Source organism: Pontivivens ytuae, assembly GCF_015679265.1.
GTDB lineage: Bacteria > Pseudomonadota > Alphaproteobacteria > Rhodobacterales > Rhodobacteraceae > Pontivivens > Pontivivens ytuae.
Genome location: NZ_CP064942.1, coordinates 1,025,392 through 1,044,196 on the forward strand (window position 1 = coordinate 1,025,392; position 18,805 = coordinate 1,044,196).

Below are 18,805 nucleotides of genomic sequence, written 5' to 3' on the forward strand. Positions count from 1 at the left end.
TGCCGATGTCCTACAAAGCCCGCCGCCGCTGGTCGATCATCCTCCTCCTAGTCTGGCTGCCGATCTACACCATCATCGCCTGGGTGGTGCTGGTTTCGATCCCGCGCCAGCACATCGCGATCGAGTTCCTCATGTATGCGGTTGCAGGAATTCTGTGGGCCTTGCCGTTCAAGAATGTCTTTAAAGGCGTCGGCAAACCTGACCCGGACGGCTGACGCCGTTCCTCTTGCACCGCAGCAATAAATCGCCGACAAAGACGCAACTTGTGCGGGAGAATAAGCATGGCCGACGGAGCGACCCCGATGAGCGACACGCCAACTCAGGACATTTCGGTCCGCGAGGCCTTCGGTATCGACAGCGACATGACGGTAAAGGGCTTCGACGCGCCCACGGACCGGGTTCCCGAGCTCGATCCGACCTATCGGTTTGACCGTGACACAACCTTAGCGATTCTTGCTGGATTCGCGCACAACCGTCGCGTGATGATCCAGGGCTACCACGGCACCGGGAAATCGACCCATATCGAGCAGGTCGCATCCCGCCTGAACTGGCCCTGCGTGCGCGTGAACCTCGACAGCCACATCTCGCGGATCGATCTGATCGGCAAGGACGCGATCAAGCTCAAGGACGGGGTGCAGGTCACCGAGTTCCAGGAAGGCATCCTGCCCTGGGCGCTGCGCAACCCGGTCGCGATCGTGTTCGACGAGTACGATGCGGGCCGCCCCGACGTCATGTTCGTGATCCAGCGCGTGCTGGAGCGGGATGGCAAGCTGACGCTGCTCGACCAGAACGAGGTGATCCACCCGAACCCCTATTTCCGCCTCTTCGCAACTGCGAACACGGTCGGTCTGGGCGATACGACGGGCCTCTACCACGGCACCCAGCAGATCAACCAGGGCCAGATGGACCGCTGGTCGCTGGTCGCCACGCTCAACTACCTGCCGCATGACGCGGAGACGGAGATCGTGCTCGCCAAGAACCCCTCTTGGGGTGACGAGGAAGGCCAGCGCAAGATCCGCCAGATGGTGACCGTGGCCGACCTCACCCGGACCGCCTTCATGAACGGGGACATCTCCACTGTCATGTCGCCCCGGACCGTGATCGCCTGGGCGGAGAACGCGCGCATCTTCGGCGATGTGGGCTTCGCCTTCCGCCTGACGTTCCTCAACAAGTGCGACGAGCTGGAGCGGCAGACCGTCGCCGAGTTCTACCAGCGCTGCTTCGACGAGGAGCTGCCGGAGAGCGCGGCGAGCGTGAGCCTCGGCTGAGCCATGGCGCTGCGCCCGGAACTCCACCCGCCGGCGCTCGATCCAGAGATGGTCGACACGGCCGAGCATCTGGTCGCCGACATCGTCGACGGCCTCGACACCGGTGACGACGTGTCGGCCCCGCTGGAGATGCTGCGCGCGCTGAGCGGTCACGACGATCTGGAGGCGGAGTACTACCGCGAGCTCTACGGTCACATGACCGATCGCGACGCCGCAGAGATCGCCCTGACGCCCGAGGCGCCGCGGGTGACCGACCTCACCCGGGCGGAGTTCATCGACATCGTGGAGCGCATCCGCTCCGTGCTGAGCGAGCGGGAGTACCACTACTATCTCTCGCTCTTCGACCGGAACGTGGCGCACCCCGCGGTCTCGGACCTGATCCACTACCCGGCGCAGGACTGGCTGGATCGTCTTGGCAAGGCCGAACCATCGGCCGAAGATATCGTGGACGAGGCGCTGAGCGCGCAGGCAATCACAACGGAACTGCCAGAATATGAGTGACAACCCCGCAGACCCGTTCAAGAAGGCCCTGGCCGAGGCCACCCGCACGCTCGCCAACGAGCCGGAGATGAAGGTCAGCTACTCCGTCGACCCGCCGGGCATGTCGAATGACACCGCGCGGCTGCCGCAGGTCACGCGCCGCATGACCCGTGACGAGGTGATGCTCGCCCGCGGCACGGCAGACGCCTACGCGCTGCGCACACGTTTCCACAACGCATCCACTCACAACCGCTACGTCCCGCAGGGCGAGATGGCCCGCGACATCTACGAGGCGATGGAGAAGGCCCGGTGCGAGGCCGTGGGCACCCGCGCCATGCCGGGCTGTGCGGGCAACATCGATGCGAAGATCGAGGCGGACGCCCAGCGCATGGGCTACGGCGACATCATCGAGGCGTCGCAGGCCCCGCTCGCCGAGGCCGCGGGCTACCTCGTCCGCCACCTCGCCACAGGCCGGCCTCTGCCGGAATCCGCCAACAACGTGATGGAGCTCTGGCGCGGCTTCCTCGAGCAGCAGGCCGGCGCCACCCTCGAAAATCTCGACGAAGTGCTCGCCGACCAGCGCGCCTTCGCCCGCTTCGCCCGCCAGGTCATCGACGATCTCGGCTATGGCGAGGAGCTCGGCGACGATCCCGATGCGGGCGACGAGGAGGAGGGCGCCGACGCGGAGGCCGAGGAGCAGGAGGAGCCCGAGGCCGAGCAGGACGGCGGCGATCAGCAGGACGAGACCGAGGCTTCCGACGAGACCTCCGAGGAAACCTCCGAAGCCGATCCCGACGCCGCCGAGGCGCAGGTCGCCCAGGACGAGACCGAAGAGGCCGACATGGCCGAGGATGCGGAGATGCAGGAGGGCGAGCCGCCCGCCGACCTCCCGCCCCCGCCGATCAGCGAGGCCGACCCGAACTACGACGTCTTCACCACCGATTTCGACGAGGAGGTGATGGCCGAGGACCTCGCCGGTCCCGACGAGCTCGAACGCCTGCGTGCCTATCTCGACCAGCAGCTCGAGCCGCTGAAAGGTGCTGTATCGCGCCTCGCCAACCGGCTGCAACGCCGCCTCCAGGCGCAGCAGAACCGGAGCTGGGACTTCGATCAGGAGGAAGGCGTGCTCGACGCGGGTCGCCTCGCCCGCGTAGTCGCGAACCCGACGACGCCGCTGAGCTTCAAGGTCGAGCAGGACACGGAGTTCCGCGACACGGTGGTGACCCTCCTCCTCGACAATTCCGGCTCCATGCGCGGCCGCCCGATCTCCATCGCGGCGATCTGTGCGGACGTCCTCTCCCAGACACTGGAGCGCTGCCAAGTGAAGGTCGAGATCCTGGGCTTCACCACCCGCGCCTGGAAAGGCGGGCAGAGCCGTGAGAGCTGGCTGCATGCCGGCCGCCCGCCGATGCCCGGCCGCCTCAACGACCTGCGCCACATCATCTACAAGCGCGCGGATGCCCCATGGCGCCGCGTGCGCCCGAACCTCGGCCTGATGATGAAGGAAGGGCTGCTGAAGGAGAACATTGACGGCGAGGCGCTGGAATGGGCACACAAGCGCCTGACCGGGCGGCCCGAGGCGCGGCGCATCCTGATGGTGATCTCCGACGGCGCGCCGGTGGACGATTCCACCCTGTCGGCCAACCCGCCGAACTACCTCGAAAAGCACCTGCGCGACGTGATCGCGATGATCGAGCGGCGCAAGCAGGTCGAACTGCTCGCCATCGGCATCGGCCACGACGTGACCCGCTACTACCAGCGGGCCGTGACGATCACCGACGTGGAGCAGCTCGCGGGTGCGATGACCGAACAGCTCGCCGCCCTCTTCGAGGCGGACCCGCGCCTGCGCGCCAAGGCCGAACGGCGCAAGGCGGGCTGAAGCCCTCCCGCCCGTCGCGCGCCTGCCGGCTCCCTCCCGTTGGGCCGGGCGCGGCTGCGCCGCGCTACCGCTGCCTCAGCCTTTCGAGTTCGCCCAAATACTCAAACACGACAGCCCAACCGGGCGTGCGGCCTAACAGACGCGCACCCCACCCTTTCGGATTCGCCCACGTATCCAGATCCCGCCGCCCGCAGCGGGCGCTAAGGCTACCCCTGAAGCACCCGGTCGCAGCCGGTCTGCTCCAGCATCTCCCGGATCGCGGGGTTCAGGTCGGCGCCCGCATGGAGCTCCCGCAGCCGGTCGAGGCACTTGGCCTGCCAGCGGAACGGCATCTGGCGGTAGGGGCCGGAAGCGAGCTCGACCTCCAGCATGTTCTGCTCGGCGTCGAGCGCGGCCGCGTTGGCCTCCAGAAACGGCAGATAGTCGCCGCCGACCAGCTCCAGCAGCGGGCGCAGCACGGTGAGGTCGTCCTCCCACGCCCCCTCCAGCCCGGACGCGTCATCGATCCGCCGCAGCCAGTGGGCCACAGCTTCGCCCTCGGCCATCATGATCCGCTCCGAGACCGGGTCGAAGGCGAGCTGGCTGAGCTGGCCGAACAGCGCGAAATCGGCGAGCGCGGGCCGCGAACCGAAGAGGTAGCCGCGCTCCTCCAGCAACCCGTTCATCGCGGCGAGCACCGCGCGGTAGCCCGCCTCGATCACCGGGCCGTTCTCCGCTGTCGCACCCACCATGGGCATCCGGTCCTCCTGCCGCTTGCGCACCGTGGCGGGCAGGACGGGTCGCATCGCCTCGGGCACAGTCGCGCCGATCTCGCCGCCGAGCCAGCGCATGGCAAAATCAGCGCCCTCGGGTGTCGACCAGCGGTACCAGAACATCGCCTTCGTGAGCCACTCGTCGGCCATGTCCTCGATCAGCGCGTTGAGGAAGGCGGCGTCGTCGCCCGGCGGCACAACCTCGCGCCCGTTGATGATCTCACGCTCCAGGATGCCCGCGATCTCGGTCGAATCCGTCATGTCCCGGCCCATCGGGTGACGCAGCACCGGCAGCAGCACGGGCGAGACCTCGACCTTGCGGCCCGTGAGCTGCGGCATCTCCACGATCCAGTCGAAGGGGATGCGGCGATAGCGCAGGAGCGCGCGCACCTTCATGGAGTAGGGCGAGGCCGTGAGGCCGATCAGCTCGTAACGTGCGCTCATGGAAAGATCCGTCTCCGGCAGGCAGGCGCCTTCGTGTCCGGCGCTACTCGGCGGCTTGCGCGATGCGCGCTCCCCCAACCAGCCGGAAGGCCATATCGACGTAATGTGCTGCGATTGCCGCCGGTTGCAACCGTCCACTGTCGCGATACCAGGTGGAGACCCCGGTGAGCATGGCGATCATCGCCATCGTGGTGATCCGCGCGTCCTCCATGTGGAAGACGCCGTCGGCCGCTCCGGCGCGCAGAATGTCCTCCAGAACGCCCTCGTAGGCGCGACGCAGGCGCTCGATCTCGGCGAAGTTGTCGGGCTCGAGGTTGCGCAGCTCCATGTAGGAGATGAAGACCTTTTCGGGCCGGTGGATGTGGTAGTCGATGTGGAAACGCACCAGCCGCTCCAGCCGCGCGACGGCAGGGGTGGCGGGGTCCGGCGCCTCGGCTTCCCAGCTCGCGAGCAGATGCTCCATATGCCCGCGCATGATGTCGAAGAGCAGGCTCTGCTTGTCAGGAGTGTAGAGGTAGAGGGCGCCCGCCTGCACGCCGACCTCCCGCGCGATCTGGCGCATGGAGACGGCGGCGAAGCCGTGGCGGGCGATGAGCCGGATGGCGGCTTCCTCCACCGCGGCCCTCGTCTTCTCCCCGTTCGACCCGGTCTTTCGTGCCATCGCGATCCCCTGTCCGGGGTCCAGACTAACTGAACAAGCGTCCAGTTGACAACGATCCCGCGGCGATCCGCCGATCACGCCTGCGCGTTCCGTAGCGAAAAGGCACCAAATGGCAGGTGCGCGCGTCAGATCCGGCCCCACCCGATCCGCGCCCAGACCCGTTCGTGCACCACGTAGGTGGCAAGGCCCGTGACGGCGCCGCTCAGCGCGATGCCCGCGCCTTGGGTCAGCGAGCCGGTGAAGACGAGGCCGATCAGGCCCATGGAGATGAGGCCGAGCATCTGCCAGCAGACGGCCTTTGCGACGGTTCGGATCGGGCGATCCATCGGAAATCCCTTTCGTTGGTGACGTGATGCCCCCTGTGTAGGCTGCGGCTCGACACGCGGGAATTCGGAGCTTACGCTGCACGAAGTCTCGGCTGATGACTTTTCTCAACACCCGGTGGAAAAATGGACAAACGCGCGCGCGCCGCCCTGTTCCGCGAACGGCTCGACCAGGCGATGACCGTAAAGGGCGTGAGCCGCAGCGCGCTGGCGCGGGAGACGGGCGTGGACCGCTCCACGATCTCCCAGCTCCTGTCCGCGGGCGAGGTCCGGCTGCCCAACGTGCAGCTCGCCGCCGATGCGGCCGTGGCGCTCGGCGTCTCGATGGACTGGCTGGCGGGGCTCACCGACCGGCCAGAGCGGCCCGGCGACCTGATCGCCAACGCGATGACCATGACGGATGCGGCGCGCAGCGCGGTGGATGCACAGCTCATGGCTTGGCACGAGGAGGCGCGTGGCTACAAGATCCGCCACGTGCCCGCCACCCTGCCCGACTTCCTGAAAACGCCGGAGGTCATCGCCTGGGAATACGCGCCCGCCGCGGACCGGACCACCGATCAGGCGATCGGCGCGACGGAGGACGCGATGGCCTGGCTCGACCGGCAGCAATCGGATTACGAGATCGCGATGCCGCTCTCGGCCCTGTCCGCCTTCGCCGCCGGGACGGGCTACTGGTTCGGGCTCGACCGCGACATCCGGGCCGAGCAGCTCCGGCGCATGGCGGAGGACTGCGAGCGGCTCTACCCCACGCTGCGGCTCTTCCAGTTCGACATGCACCGGGTCTACTCGGCGCCGATCACCACCTTCGGCCCGATCCTCGCGATCATCTATATCGGGCAGAGCTACCTCGCCTTCCGCGAGTCGAGCCGCGTCGCGTCCCTCTCCCGCCATTTCGACCGTCTGGTGCGGGAGGCGGAGATCGACGCGCGCGATGCGGCCGCCGCGATCCGTCAGTTGCGCGATCGCATGGTGCGCTGACGGGAAGGGCGCATTTGGGGAAAGATGAAGGCGCGGGCCGCTTTCATCTTTCCAAACAATACGCCCGCCGGAGGCGCACGGTGCTCAGAGGCGGAAGCCGCTCTTCGGATAGACCCCGAGGATGCGGAGCGACGAGGTGAAGTAGTCGAGCTCCTCCAGCGCGCGGGCCACGCCCGGCTCGTCCGGGTGGCCGTCGACCTCCGCGAAGAACTGCGTCGCGGTGAAGGAGCCGTCGGTCATGTAGCTTTCGAGCTTCGTCATGTTGACGCCGTTCGTCGCGAACCCGCCCATCGCCTTGTAAAGCGCCGCCGGGATGTTGCGCACCCGGAAGAGGAAGCTCGTCATCATCGGCCGGTCCGAGACCTCGGGCAGCACACCGTGGGGCGCCATGACGAGGAAGCGGGTCGTGTTGTTGTGCGCGTCCTCGATATGGCGGGCGAGCACGTCGAGGCCGTAGATCTCCCCAGCAAGCTCCGAGGCGAGCGCGGCCCGGGCGGGGTCGGCGAGCTCCGCCACCGTCCGCGCGGAACCGGCCGTGTCCGCCCCGGTGATCGGCTGGATGCCGTGGGTGTTGAGGAAGCTGCGGCACTGGCCCAGCAACACCGTGTGGCTCATCGCCTCGCGCACGGTGCCGAGCGTCGTGCCGGGCAGCGCCAGAAGGTTGATGTGCACGCGCACGAAGTGCTCACCGATGATGTGCAGGCCGCTGTCGGGCAACAGTTGGTGCACGTCGGCCACGCGGCCATAGGTCGAGTTCTCGACCGCGATCATGCCCAGATCGGCGCGGCCGGTGCGCACGGCCTCGATCGCGCCTTCGAAGGTTCGGCAGGGCAACGGCTCCATGTCCGGAAACATCTCGCGGCACGCCTGATGGGAATACGCGCCGAGCTCCCCCTGGAAAGAGATGGTTCCAGTCCTATTCATTCAAGCCTCGTGCCCTATGGTCGCGCCCCCGGAACGAGGTCGCTTCGTCGCGCCTTCTATACCTTGAAAACCGTGTGGGGGAACGGCTACTACACGCTGGAAATTCGGAACCTCCGGGCCAGCCGTCCCGGTCAGTGAGGAAGGTGCCTATCGCATGGACAGTCTCGAACTCAACAAGATCGTAGCCGGGGTGCTGGGGGCGTTCCTCCTGCTCCTGCTGTTCGGCTGGGTCAGCGATAGCGTCTACGGCTTCTATGGCGGGCATGACGAGGAGCATCTCGCCTTCGAGATCGAACTGCCCGAGGAAGAGGGCGCCGAGGTCGAGGTGGCAGACGCCGGCCCGTCGATCGGTGAGCTTCTGCAAACCGCCTCCGCCGAGGCATCGTCGTTCCGGGCGTGTGCCGCATGCCACAACGCGGAGGAGGAGGCCAACGGCGTCGGTCCGCACCTCGTCGGCCTGCTGGGCCGGGAGATCGGCAGCGTCGCAGGCTATGACTACTCCGATGCGCTCGCCGGGATGGGTGATGTCTGGACCGCCGAAGCAATCAGCGCCTTCATCGAGAACCCGCGGGGCTGGGCGCCCGGCACCAAGATGGCCTATAACGGAATGCGCCGCGCCGAGGACCGCGCCGACGTGATCGCCTACATCGCGGCGGCCGGTGGTCAGGACATCTCCGAATTCATCGTGCTGCCGGAGGAGGAAGCCTCCGTCGAGGGTGAAGCCACAGAAGCGGCCGCCACCGAAGAGGCGATGACCGAGGAAGAGACGGCAGCGGCTCCGGCGGAAGAAGCACCGGTCGAGGAAGAAGCGGCCGAGGCACCTGCGGAAGCAGCGCCGGTCGAAGAGGATGCGGCCGAGGCGCCCGCGGAAGAAGCACCGGTCGAAGAGGATGCGGCCGAGGCGCCCGCGGAAGAAGCTCCGGTTGAAGAAGAGGCCGCCGAAGCGCCGGCAGAGGAAGCTCCCGTTGAGGAAGAGACCGCCGAAGCACCTGCCGAAGAGACGGCGACCGCCGAAGCCGACGTCGCCGTGACCGAAGAAGAGACTGCGGCAACGGAAGAGGCTCAGGTGACCGAGACGGCGGAGCAGGAAGCGCCGGCTGACGAAGCCGCCGAGGCCGCACCCGCGGAAGAAGCCGCTCCGGCCGAGGACGCCGCTGCAGCCGTTCCCGCCTTCATGCAGAACGCATCCGCCGAAGCGGGCGAGAGCCTGTTCCGCGCCTGCCGTGCCTGTCACGTGCTGGAGGACGGCGTGAACCGCGCGGGCCCGCACCTCTACAACATCGTCGGCCGTGAAGTGGCCTCGGTGGAGGGCTTCAACTACTCCGGCGCGCTGGCCGAGAAGGGCGGCGTCTGGACCTACGAGGAGCTCAACGGCTACCTGGAGAACCCGCGTCAGTGGGTGCCGGGCACGCGGATGGGCTATGCCGGGATGCGCAGCGAGGAAGATCGCGCAAACCTGATCGCCTATCTCGAGGCGGCGGGTGCGGAGTGACGCACTCCTAACCGACTGAAATTGCGAGGAAGCCGCCCCGACCGGGCGGCTTTTTCACATCTGGGGCTGCGTGGATGCGTCGCGTCGTTCGCTTCGCGGGTTGTCACCACCCGGGGCGCGACCTAACGATTAAGGTATCTCAGTTGCCGAAGGGATCCAGATGGTTTTCAGCCTGCGCAAAGCCCGTCTCCGTGCCGCCCCACGCCCTGACGAAACGGGCGCCGGGTTCCTTGAACGGGTCCGCCGCGCCGGGATCGCCTTCGCGCTCGTCCTGACGGGCGCAGCTACCGCGTGGGCGGAGGGCCATGAGGGCGGCGTGACCGTGGCGCACGGCATCTCCTCCTTCGGCGCGCTGAAATACGAAGAGGGTTTCGCGCATTTCGACTACGTGAACCCGGAGGCACCCAAGGGCGGCTACTTCTCGCAATGGGCGTTCGGCACCTTCGACAGCGCCAATCCCTTCGTCCGGGACGGCGTGGCCGTCGGCGGCGCGGCGCTGATGTATGACAGCCTGATGGCGGGCAGCGCCGACGAGCCGGATTCAGCCTACGGGCTGGTGGCAGAGACCATCGAGTATCCCGAGGATCGGAGCTGGGTCATCTTCAACATGCGGCCCGAGGCGCGCTTTCACGACGGTACGCCGATCACGGCGGAGGATGTGGTCGCGACCTATGACGCGCTGATGGAGTTCGGCAACCCGGCGCGCTACCGCCTCGGCATCTTCGCCGATTTCGAGGGGGTCGAGGCGCTCGACACCCACCGCGTCCGCTTCGATTTCAAGGACGGTGTCTCGACGCGCAACCTGCCCCTGCTGGCGGGCGGCATGTCGATTCTGTCGAAGGACTGGCTCGACAACAATGACTTCACGCAGACGACGCTGGACCCGATCCCGGGCTCCGGCCCCTATCGGCTCAAGAGCATCGATGCAGGCCGCTCGGTCGTCTACGAGCGGGTCGAGGACTACTGGGGCGCCGATCTGCCGGTGAACGTCGGCTCCAACAATTTCGACGAATACCGCTGGGAGTACTTCACCGACTCCACCGCCGCGTTCGAGGCGTTCAAGGCGGGCGTCTACACCTTCCGGCAGGAGAACACCTCGCGCCTGTGGGCCACGGCCTATGATTGGCCCGCGCTCAACGACGGCTACGTGGCGCGGGAGACGCTGCCAGATGGCCGCTCGGTCGGCACGCAGGGCTGGTGGATAAACATGCGGCGCGACCGGTTCCAGGACCCGCGGGTGCGCGAGGCGATCAGCCTGATGTTCAACTTCGAGTTCGCGAACCAGGCGCTGTTCTACGGCCTCTACAACCGGACCGACAGCTTCTGGGAGAATACGGATTTCCAGGCGACCGGAATGCCTTCGGAGGAGGAACTTGCCCTGCTGGAGCCGGTGCGCGACTACATCCCCGAGACGGTGTTCAGCGAGGAGGCATACGTGCCCCCCGTCTCCGGCGGGCAGCGGCTTGACCGGCGGCTGCAGCGCCGCGCCGTGCAACTCTTCCGCGAGGCGGGCTGGACGCTGCAAAACGGGCGGCTCGTCAACGAGGCGGGTGAGCAGTTCCGGATCGAGATCCTGAACGACAGCCCGTCCTTCGAGCGGATCATCAACGGCTTTGCCCAGAACCTCGAAGCGATCGGCATCGACGTCGATGCGGAGATGGTGGACGCCGCCCAGGCCCAGCGTCGCCAGCGGGAGCTCGACTTCGACATGGTCACGCAGGGCTTCCGCATGTCGCTGACGCCGAGCCAGAGCACGCAGGTGATCTTCGGCTCGCAAAGCGCCAACGAGCCCGACACCTTCAACCTTTCGGGCATCGCCAACGAGGGCGTCGATCAGCTCCTGTTGCGCATCGGCGAGGCGGAGACGCGGGACGAGCTGCGCACGCGGGTCCAGGCGCTCGACCGGGTGCTGCGCTCGATGTTCATCTGGGTGCCGCAATGGCATTCGGGCCAGTACTTCGTGGCCTATCTCGATGTCTATTCCCGGCCCGAGATCATCCCGCCCTACTCGCTCGCCACCGGCACATGGTGGTGGGACGAGGAGAAGGCCGATCGGCTGCGCGCGGCCGGGGTGCTCTGATCCGTCATGGGCGCCTACATCCTTCGCCGTCTGCTTCTGGTGATCCCGACCCTGTTCGGGATCATGCTGATCAACTTCACCCTGACGCAGTTCCTGCCGGGCGGCCCGATCGAGCAGATCATTGCCGAGATCAACGGCGCCGCAGGCTCTACCGAGCGCTTCACGGGCGGTAGTGGCGATGCGGGGATCGAGACGGCGCAGGGCGGCGGTGAGTATCAGGGCGCCCGCGGTCTGCCCCCCGACTTCATCGCGGAGCTGGAAGAGCAGTTCGGCCTCGACCGCCCGCCCGCCGAGCGGTTCCTGTTGATGATGTGGAACTACCTGCAGTTCGATTTCGGGGAGAGCTACCAGCGCTCGATCTCCGTCGTCGATCTTGTGATCGAGAAGCTGCCGGTGTCGATCACGCTGGGCCTGTGGTCGACGCTGATCGCCTACCTCATCTCCATCCCGCTCGGCATCCGCAAGGCGGTGAAGGACGGCACGCGGTTCGACACCTACACCTCCGGCATCATCATCGTGGCCTACGCGATCCCGGGCTTCCTGTTCGCCGTTCTGCTGCTGGTGTTGTTCGCGGGCGGGTCGTATTTCCAGATCTTCCCGGCACGGGGTCTCACCTCCCCGGGGTGGGAGACGTTCCCGTGGTGGCAGAAGATCACCGACTACCTGTGGCACATCACGCTGCCGGTGATCGCATCCACCATCGCGAGTTTCGCCACGCTGACGCTGCTGACGAAGAACTCCTTCCTCGACGAGATCCGCAAGCAATACGTGATGACTGCGAGGGCCAAGGGCCTGACGGAGAGCCGCGTGCTCTACGGTCACGTGTTCCGCAACGCGATGCTCATCATCATCGCGGGCTTTCCGGGGCTGTTCGTTTCGGTCTTCTTCGGGGCAAGCCTGATCATCGAGACGATCTTCTCCCTCGACGGGCTGGGGCTGCTCGGCTTCCAGTCGGCGGTGGAGCGGGATTACCCCGTCGTCTTCGGCACGCTCTACGTCTTCGGCCTGATCGGGCTGCTGATCGGGATCCTGTCCGACCTGATGTACGTGCTGGTGGACCCGCGCATCGATTTCGAGAGCCGCCAGACATGACGCTCACCCCTCTCCAACGCCGGCGGCTCAATGCCTTTCGCGGGAACAGGCGCGCGCTCTGGTCCTTCTGGATCTTCGCCGTACTGTTCGGGCTGTCGCTGATTGCCGAGGTCATCTCCAACGACCGGCCCATCGTGCTGTCCTACCAGGGGGAGCTGATGTTCCCCGCGCTTGGCGGCGTCTACGAGGAGGTGGATTTCGGCGGCGATCCCGGCTTCCTCGCCGATTTCCGCGATCCTTACGTGCAGTGCCTGATCACCACCGGCGGGTCGGAGGCGTGCTTCGACATCCCCGAGGAGGCGATGGCCGAGGCGGAGGCTTCGGGCACCGTGGAGGGCGAGGTGGTGCCAGCGGGCTGGATGATCTGGCCGCTCAACCCTTACTCCTTCAACACGATCAGCTACGAGGTCGCGCGGGCGCCGTCCTCGCCGGACGCGCTGCATCTGCTGGGCACCGACGATCAGGCGCGCGACGTGCTGGCGCGCGTGATCTACGGCTTCCGCACGGCGGTGCTGTTCGCGTTCGCCACCGTCTTCATCTCCTCGGTCGTGGGGATCGCGGCGGGCGCCGTGCAGGGCTATTTCGGCGGCTGGCTCGACCTCTTCTTCCAGCGGTTCGTGGAGATCTGGGGGGCGACGCCGTCGCTCTACATCATCATCATCGCGGCCGCCCTCTTCACCATGAACTTCTGGCTGCTGGTGGCGCTGATCTCACTCTTCTCCTGGACGGCGCTGGTGGGCGTCGTGCGGGCGGAGTTCCTGCGGGCACGCAACTTCGAATATGTCCGAGCGGCCCGCGCGCTTGGCGTGACGGACGGGGTCATCATGTTCCGCCATGTGCTGCCGAACGCGATGGTGGCGACGGTGACGCTGATGCCGTTCCTGATCACATCGTCCATCGCAGGGCTCGCCACGCTCGACTTCCTCGGCTTCGGCCTGCCGTCGAACTACCCTTCGTTGGGGGAACTCGCGCTCCAGGCCCGCAACAACCTGACCGCGCCGCATCTGGGGATCACCGCGTTCCTCAGCCTCGCCATCATGCTGTCGCTTCTCGTCTTCATCTTCGAGGGCGTGCGGGACGCGTTCGACCCGCGGAAGGTGCTGAAATGAGCCTGCTCGAGGTCCAAGATCTACGCGTGAGCTTTGCCGAGATGCAGGCGGTGCGCGGCGTGAGCTTCACCGTCGAGAAGGGTGAAACGGTCGCTCTGGTCGGGGAGAGCGGATCGGGCAAGTCGCTCACCGCGCTGTCCACCGTCGAGCTCTTGCCCGACAGCGCCACGGTCACCGGCTCCGTCCGCTACGAGGGGCGGGAGATCCGGGGTGCCACGCCGCAAACCCTGCGGGAGATCCGGGGCAACGACATCAGCTTCATCTTTCAGGAGCCGATGACCTCGCTCAACCCGCTCCAGACCATCGAGAAGCAGATCGGGGAGAGCCTCGCGATCCACCAGGGGCTGAGCGGTGACACGGCGCGCGCGCGCATCATCGAACTGCTCGACCGGGTGGGCATCCGCGATGCCGAGAATCGGTTGAAGAGCTATCCGCACGAGCTCTCCGGCGGGCAGCGCCAGCGCGTGATGATCGCCATGGCGCTCGCCAACGGGCCGAAGCTGCTGGTGGCCGACGAGCCGACCACCGCGCTCGACGTCACGATCCAGGCGCAGATCCTGGAGCTGTTGAAGGCGCTGCAGCGGGATGAGGGGATGGGGATGCTCTTCATCACGCACGACCTCGGCATCGTGCGCCGCATCGCCGACCGGGTCTGCGTGATGAAGGACGGCGAGATCGTGGAACAGGGCCCGACCGCCCGCCTCTTCGCCGATCCGCAGCACCCCTACACGCAGAAGCTGCTGGCCGCCGAGCCCACCGACAAGCCGCAACCGGTGCCGAGTGGCGCTGACACGCTGGTGGAGACGAAGGACCTCCGGATCTGGTTCCCGATCAAGACGGGCCTCCTGCGCCGGGTCACGGGCCATGTGAAGGCCGTGAATGCCGCGACCGTGACCGTCCGCGCGGGCGAGACGCTGGGCGTGGTGGGAGAGAGCGGGTCGGGCAAGACCACGCTGGCGCTCGCCATCATGCGGCTGATCTCCTCCGAAGGGCCGATCGTCTTTCTCGGGCGAGACATCCAGGGGCTGAAGAACAAGCAGCTCCGCCCGCTGCGCGCCGACATGCAGATCGTGTTCCAGGACCCCTACGGCTCGCTGTCACCGCGTATGAGCGTGGCGGAGATCGTGGCCGAGGGGCTTGGCGTGCACGGCACCGGCGACGGGCGCACGGCGCGAGACCAGGTGGCCGAGATCCTTGCGGAGGTCGGCATCGACCCGGAGACGATGGACCGCTACCCGCACGAGTTTTCCGGCGGTCAGCGCCAGCGTATCGCCATCGCGCGGGCGATGATCCTGCGGCCCAAACTGGTGGTGCTCGACGAGCCAACCTCGGCGCTCGACATGACCGTGCAGGTCCAGATCGTGGACCTCCTGCGCGAGCTGCAACGGCGCTACGGCCTCGGCTACATCTTCATCAGCCACGACCTGAAGGTGGTGCGCGCGATGAGCCACAAGGTCATGGTCATGCGCCTCGGCGATGTGGTGGAACAGGGGCCCGCGGATGCGATCTTCGACGCGCCGCAGACCGACTATACCCGCGAGCTGATGCGCGCGGCCTTCGGCACGCCGGGCGACGTGGCGGCGGCCGAATAGCCGTCGCGCGGGCTGCTCGCCTTCCGACATGGATATTTGGGCGAATCCGAAAGCCTCCTTCGGATTCGCCCAAATATCCTCGCCGAAGGCCCGCGCCGTCAGGCGCGCCCGTAGCCTCCGCCAGAGGGTGTGTCGAGCCAGTAGGTGTCGCCTGGCGCCATCTCGGTCTTGTCGGCGGAGCGCAAAGTCTCCTCGCTGCCATCCGCACGGGTCACGCGGCTGATCCCCAGCGCGCCCGGCCCGCCCCCGTCCAGGCCGGGAGGCGGCAGCGTGCGGTGACCTGAGAGGACGGCGAGCGTCATCTCCTCCAGGAACCGGATGCGCCGCCGCGTGCCGTCACCCCCGCGGAACCGTCCCTCGCCGCCCGAGCCGCGGCGCAGGGAGAACTCGTCGAGCACCACCGGGAAGCGCCATTCCAGCACCTCCGGATCGGTCAGGCGCGAATTGGTCATGTGCGTGTGCACCCCCCCGGTGCCCGGATGCCCCTTGCCGTTGTTGAGCACGCCCGCGCCGGAGCCGCCGCAGATCGTCTCGTAATACTGGTAGGTCGCGTTGCCGAAGGTCGTGTTGTTCATCGTGGACTGCGCCGCCGCCTGGACGCCCAGCGCCAGCAGGAGGGCCGAGGTCACGGCCTGCGACGTCTCCACGTTCCCCGCAATCACTGCCGCGGGATATTCGGGGGAGAGCATGGTGCCCTGCGGCAGCACGACCTCCAGCGGTTTCATCACGCCCTCGTTCATCGGGATGTCGTCATCGACCAGCAGGCGGAAGACGTAGAGGACCGCCGCCCGCGTCACCGGCTCGGGCGCGTTGTAGTTGGTGGCGAGCTGGCCCGTGGTGCCCGTGAAGTCGATCCTGGCCGACCGCGCCTCGCGGTCCACGCTGATCTTCACCCGGATCTCGCGCGGGTTGCCGTCGAAATCGGGGTCCATGGCGTAGGTGTATTCGGCGTCGTGCAGCGTCTCGATGGCGCGGCGCACGCATTCCTCGGCGTTGTTCTGCACATGGTCCATGTAGGCGCGCACGACGTCGAGGCCGAAAAGCGCGACCATCTTCAGGAGCTCCTGCGCCCCCTTCTCGCAGCTTGCCACCTGCGCCTTGAGATCGGCGATGTTGGTGTCGACGGCGCGGACCGGGTACTTGGCGGAGAGGAGGAGGTCGCGGGTCTCGCCCTCCCGAAACCGCCCCGCATCGACCAGCTTCCAGTTGTCGATCAGCGCGCCCTCGTCGTGGATCGTGCGGCTGTCGGGGGGCATCGAGCCGGGGGTGAGGCCGCCTACATCCGTATGGTGTCCACGCGCGGAGGTGAAGAAGAGCAGGTCGCCGCCCTCGGAGAACACGGGCTGCACGACCGTGATGTCCGGCAGGTGCGTGCCGCCGTTGTAGGGCGCGTTGAGCACGTAGACATCGCCCGGCCCCATGTCCGGGTTCTGCGCGATGATCGCCTTCACGGAGGCACCCATCGAGCCCAGATGCACCGGCATATGCGGCGCGTTGGCGATCAGGTCGCCCTCCGCATCGAAGACGGCGCAGGAGAAATCCAGCCGCTCTTTGATCGTGACGGAGGCGGCGGTGTTTTCCAGCACCGCGCCCATCTGCTCGGCGATGGACATGTAGAGGTTGTTGAAGACCTCCAGCATCACCGGGTCGGCCTCGGTCCCCACGGCGAAGGCGTTCTCGCGCGGCTCGATCCGGTGGAGGGTGACGTGGTCATGCGCCGTGATCCGGGCCTGCCACCCGGGTTCGATGACGATGCTCGTATGCGGCTCGACAAGGACGGCGGGACCGGTGAGCGTATCGCCGGGGCGGAGAACCTCGCGGCGGACGAAGCGGGCATCATGCCAGCCGCCCGCATAGATCGGCGCGGTTAACGCGGTGTCATAAATCTCGTCGCGCGTGTCGGTTTCGTGACGGTTCTCGCTGAGGTCCGCGGCCTCGCCCACCGCCTCCACCGCGACGCTCTCGATGACCAGCGGCACGTCGCCGGGGGCGAAGCCGAAGCGTTGCTTGTGGGCGGTGTCGAACGCCGTGCGCAGTGCGTCGAGCGTGTCGAAGGGGATGGGGAGCGCGGTGTCGGTCCCCTTCACCTTCAGATTGAGCACCTTGTCGAAGCGCAGCGCCTCCTCGCCCACGCCCTGCGCGATCACCTCGTCGGCGGTCTGGGCCATCAGGCTCTCGATGATATTCGCCGCCTCCAGCCGCGATGCATCTCCCAGCTCCAGTTCCAGCGCCTGCTGGCGGCTCGCCCGGATGTCGGCGAGTCCCATGCCGTAGGCGGAGAGCAGCGAGGCCAAGGGGTGGATCAGGCAGGTCTCCATTCCCAGCGTGTCGGCGATGGCGCAGGCGTGCTGAGCGCCGGCCCCGCCGAACACCGTCAGGCAGTATTTCGAAACCTCGTAGCCGCGCTGGACGGAGATCTTCTTGATCGCGTTCGCCATGTTCTCGACCGCGATGCGCAGGAAGCCGTCGGCCATTTCTTCCGGCGCCATCCCGGCCTCGACCGCGAGTGCTTCGAAGGCGGCGCGGGTCGCATCAACATCGAGCGGGCGGTCGGCGTCGGGGCCGAAGATGGCGGGGAAGAACTCGGGCCGCAGCTTGCCGGTCAGAACGTTTGCATCCGTCACCGCGAGCGGCCCGCCGCGGCCGTAGCAGGCAGGGCCGGGATCGGCGCCCGCGCTCTCGGGTCCCACCCGCATCCGCTGACCGTCGAAGGTGAGCAGCGAGCCGCCCCCCGCCGCGACCGTGTGGATGTTCATCATGGGCGCGGTAATGCGCACGCCCGCGACCTCGGTGTTCAGCACCCGCTCGTATTCGCCCGCGTAGTGGCAGACATCGGTGGAGGTGCCGCCCATGTCGAAGCCGATGATCTTCTCGAAGCCCGCGATCTCGGAGGTGCGGACGGCGCCGACCACGCCGCCGGCGGGACCGGACAGGATCGCGTCCTTGCCCTGGAACATGCGCGCATCCGTCAGCCCGCCGGAGGACTGCATGAACATCAGCTTCCCCGCCGGATCGCCGTCGAAGGCGCCTGCCACGCGATCGACATAGCGGCGCAGGATCGGGGAGAGGTAGGCGTCCACCACCGTCGTGTCGCCGCGCGAGACCATCTTCATCAGCGGAGAGACCTCATGGCTGACGCTCACCTGCGCGAAGCCGAGATCGCGGGCGATCTTCGCGGCCGCGGCCTCGTGGGCTTGATGCCGATAGCCGTGGACGAAGACGATGGCGAGGGCGTCGATGCCCTGCCCCTTCACGCCCTTAAGCGCGTCGCGCAGCGCGGCTTCGTCGAGCGGGCGCACCACCGTGCCGTCGGCACGCACGCGCTCGTCGGCCTCCACCACCGTCTCGTAGAGCATCTCGGGCAGCACGATATGCCGATCGAAGAGACGGGGCCGGTGCTGGTAGCCGAGGCGGAGCTGATCGGCGAGGCCCCTGGTGATGACCAACGCCGTGCGATCCCCCTTCCGCTCCAGCAGAGCATTGGTTGCGACCGTCGTGCCCATCTTGACCGAGGCGACGCGCGCGAGCGGGATCGTGCCGTCGACGCCGAGGAAGCGGCGGATGCCTTCAAGGGCTGCATCCTCATACTGCTCGGGGTTCTCGGACAGGAGCTTCGCGGTATGCAGGCCGCCCTCCGGATCCCGGGCGACAATGTCGGTGAAGGTGCCGCCGCGGTCGATCCAGAAATCCCACGCTCCGCTCATGCCCGCTGTCCTTTTGCCAATTCGCGC

15 protein-coding genes are annotated in these 18,805 nt (G+C 67.2%); 10 read left to right on the forward strand and 5 right to left on the reverse strand.

All coding sequences use genetic code 11. The annotated features are described in order from the left end of the window. The first annotated feature begins 5 nt into the window (after window positions 1-5). From I0K15_RS04850 to cobT, 4 genes are all read left to right on the forward strand, one after another. On the forward strand, window positions 6-215 hold the full coding sequence (locus I0K15_RS04850) for a DUF2842 domain-containing protein (RefSeq protein WP_338420757.1): 210 nt from the start codon (window positions 6-8) through the stop codon (window positions 213-215). A gap of 66 nt (window positions 216-281) precedes the next feature. Next, complete coding sequence (gene cobS, locus I0K15_RS04855; protein ID WP_196104279.1) at window positions 282-1,268, forward strand: cobaltochelatase subunit CobS; 987 nt, start codon at window positions 282-284, stop codon at window positions 1,266-1,268. A gap of 3 nt (window positions 1,269-1,271) precedes the next feature. Then, the gene (locus tag I0K15_RS04860) at window positions 1,272-1,769 is read left to right on the forward strand and encodes a bacteriocin immunity protein (protein ID WP_196104280.1); all 498 of its coding nucleotides are present in this window, start codon (window positions 1,272-1,274) and stop codon (window positions 1,767-1,769) included. Next, window positions 1,762-3,627 carry a cobaltochelatase subunit CobT gene (gene cobT / locus I0K15_RS04865; protein ID WP_196104281.1) on the forward strand — a complete coding sequence of 622 codons (1,866 nt, stop codon included), beginning with the start codon at window positions 1,762-1,764 and terminating at the stop codon, window positions 3,625-3,627. Before I0K15_RS04860 ends, cobT begins: the two co-directional genes overlap by 8 nt. A gap of 206 nt (window positions 3,628-3,833) precedes the next feature. Here cobT and I0K15_RS04870 read toward each other — a convergent pair whose 3' ends face one another. From I0K15_RS04870 to I0K15_RS04880, 3 genes are all read right to left on the reverse strand, one after another. After that, window positions 3,834-4,823 (reverse strand): glutathione S-transferase family protein, encoded by a 990-nt coding sequence (locus I0K15_RS04870; protein ID WP_196104282.1) that lies wholly within the window; start codon window positions 4,821-4,823, stop codon window positions 3,834-3,836. Window positions 4,824-4,866: 43 nt separating this feature from the next. Next, window positions 4,867-5,484 (reverse strand): TetR/AcrR family transcriptional regulator, encoded by a 618-nt coding sequence (locus I0K15_RS04875; RefSeq protein ID WP_196104283.1) that lies wholly within the window; start codon window positions 5,482-5,484, stop codon window positions 4,867-4,869. Window positions 5,485-5,609: 125 nt separating this feature from the next. Beyond that, window positions 5,610-5,810, reverse strand: coding sequence for a DUF2061 domain-containing protein (locus tag I0K15_RS04880; RefSeq protein WP_196104284.1), 201 nt, complete (start codon window positions 5,808-5,810; stop codon window positions 5,610-5,612). A 123-nt stretch (window positions 5,811-5,933) separates the two neighbouring features. On the opposite strand from I0K15_RS04880, the gene I0K15_RS04885 reads away from it, so the two are divergent. Next, complete coding sequence (locus I0K15_RS04885; RefSeq protein ID WP_196104285.1) at window positions 5,934-6,785, forward strand: helix-turn-helix domain-containing protein; 852 nt, start codon at window positions 5,934-5,936, stop codon at window positions 6,783-6,785. A gap of 84 nt (window positions 6,786-6,869) precedes the next feature. Here I0K15_RS04885 and I0K15_RS04890 read toward each other — a convergent pair whose 3' ends face one another. Next, window positions 6,870-7,709 (reverse strand): prephenate dehydratase, encoded by an 840-nt coding sequence (locus I0K15_RS04890; protein WP_196104286.1) that lies wholly within the window; start codon window positions 7,707-7,709, stop codon window positions 6,870-6,872. Between the two features lie 154 nt (window positions 7,710-7,863). Between I0K15_RS04890 and I0K15_RS04895 the strand changes: the two genes are divergently transcribed. The 5 genes from I0K15_RS04895 to I0K15_RS04915 all read left to right on the forward strand — a co-directional run bounded on the left by I0K15_RS04895 (window position 7,864) and on the right by I0K15_RS04915 (window position 15,074). After that, the gene (locus I0K15_RS04895; RefSeq protein WP_196104287.1) at window positions 7,864-9,201 is read left to right on the forward strand and encodes a c-type cytochrome; all 1,338 of its coding nucleotides are present in this window, start codon (window positions 7,864-7,866) and stop codon (window positions 9,199-9,201) included. A gap of 160 nt (window positions 9,202-9,361) precedes the next feature. Further along, a complete protein-coding gene (locus tag I0K15_RS04900) occupies window positions 9,362-11,281 on the forward strand; it encodes an extracellular solute-binding protein (protein ID WP_196104288.1) in 1,920 nt (639 codons plus the stop codon). 6 nt (window positions 11,282-11,287) lie between these two features. Further along, window positions 11,288-12,373: a microcin C ABC transporter permease YejB gene (locus I0K15_RS04905; RefSeq protein ID WP_196104289.1), complete on the forward strand. Its 1,086-nt coding sequence runs from the start codon at window positions 11,288-11,290 to the stop codon at window positions 12,371-12,373. Further along, complete coding sequence (locus I0K15_RS04910; protein WP_196104290.1) at window positions 12,370-13,482, forward strand: ABC transporter permease; 1,113 nt, start codon at window positions 12,370-12,372, stop codon at window positions 13,480-13,482. The genes I0K15_RS04905 and I0K15_RS04910 overlap by 4 nt, the downstream gene beginning before the upstream one ends. After that, window positions 13,479-15,074 carry an ABC transporter ATP-binding protein gene (locus I0K15_RS04915; protein ID WP_196104291.1) on the forward strand — a complete coding sequence of 532 codons (1,596 nt, stop codon included), beginning with the start codon at window positions 13,479-13,481 and terminating at the stop codon, window positions 15,072-15,074. Before I0K15_RS04910 ends, I0K15_RS04915 begins: the two co-directional genes overlap by 4 nt. A gap of 98 nt (window positions 15,075-15,172) precedes the next feature. Here I0K15_RS04915 and I0K15_RS04920 read toward each other — a convergent pair whose 3' ends face one another. Beyond that, the gene (locus I0K15_RS04920; RefSeq protein WP_196104292.1) at window positions 15,173-18,778 is read right to left on the reverse strand and encodes a hydantoinase B/oxoprolinase family protein; all 3,606 of its coding nucleotides are present in this window, start codon (window positions 18,776-18,778) and stop codon (window positions 15,173-15,175) included. Window positions 18,779-18,805: the final 27 nt, after the last annotated feature.

What these genes read in the sequence shown, in the direction of transcription:
- I0K15_RS04850 (WP_338420757.1), top strand. Translation starts at nt 6, where the DNA reads ATGTCCTACAAAGCCCGCCGCCGCTGGTCGATCATCCTCCTCCTAGTC.
- cobS (WP_196104279.1), top strand. Translation starts at nt 282, where the DNA reads ATGGCCGACGGAGCGACCCCGATGAGCGACACGCCAACTCAGGACATT.
- I0K15_RS04860 (WP_196104280.1), top strand. Translation starts at nt 1,272, where the DNA reads ATGGCGCTGCGCCCGGAACTCCACCCGCCGGCGCTCGATCCAGAGATG.
- cobT (WP_196104281.1), top strand. Translation starts at nt 1,762, where the DNA reads ATGAGTGACAACCCCGCAGACCCGTTCAAGAAGGCCCTGGCCGAGGCC.
- I0K15_RS04870 (WP_196104282.1), bottom strand. Translation starts at nt 4,823, where the DNA reads ATGAGCGCACGTTACGAGCTGATCGGCCTCACGGCCTCGCCCTACTCC.
- I0K15_RS04875 (WP_196104283.1), bottom strand. Translation starts at nt 5,484, where the DNA reads ATGGCACGAAAGACCGGGTCGAACGGGGAGAAGACGAGGGCCGCGGTG.
- I0K15_RS04880 (WP_196104284.1), bottom strand. Translation starts at nt 5,810, where the DNA reads ATGGATCGCCCGATCCGAACCGTCGCAAAGGCCGTCTGCTGGCAGATG.
- I0K15_RS04885 (WP_196104285.1), top strand. Translation starts at nt 5,934, where the DNA reads ATGGACAAACGCGCGCGCGCCGCCCTGTTCCGCGAACGGCTCGACCAG.
- I0K15_RS04890 (WP_196104286.1), bottom strand. Translation starts at nt 7,709, where the DNA reads ATGAATAGGACTGGAACCATCTCTTTCCAGGGGGAGCTCGGCGCGTAT.
- I0K15_RS04895 (WP_196104287.1), top strand. Translation starts at nt 7,864, where the DNA reads ATGGACAGTCTCGAACTCAACAAGATCGTAGCCGGGGTGCTGGGGGCG.
- I0K15_RS04900 (WP_196104288.1), top strand. Translation starts at nt 9,362, where the DNA reads ATGGTTTTCAGCCTGCGCAAAGCCCGTCTCCGTGCCGCCCCACGCCCT.
- I0K15_RS04905 (WP_196104289.1), top strand. Translation starts at nt 11,288, where the DNA reads ATGGGCGCCTACATCCTTCGCCGTCTGCTTCTGGTGATCCCGACCCTG.
- I0K15_RS04910 (WP_196104290.1), top strand. Translation starts at nt 12,370, where the DNA reads ATGACGCTCACCCCTCTCCAACGCCGGCGGCTCAATGCCTTTCGCGGG.
- I0K15_RS04915 (WP_196104291.1), top strand. Translation starts at nt 13,479, where the DNA reads ATGAGCCTGCTCGAGGTCCAAGATCTACGCGTGAGCTTTGCCGAGATG.
- I0K15_RS04920 (WP_196104292.1), bottom strand. Translation starts at nt 18,778, where the DNA reads ATGAGCGGAGCGTGGGATTTCTGGATCGACCGCGGCGGCACCTTCACC.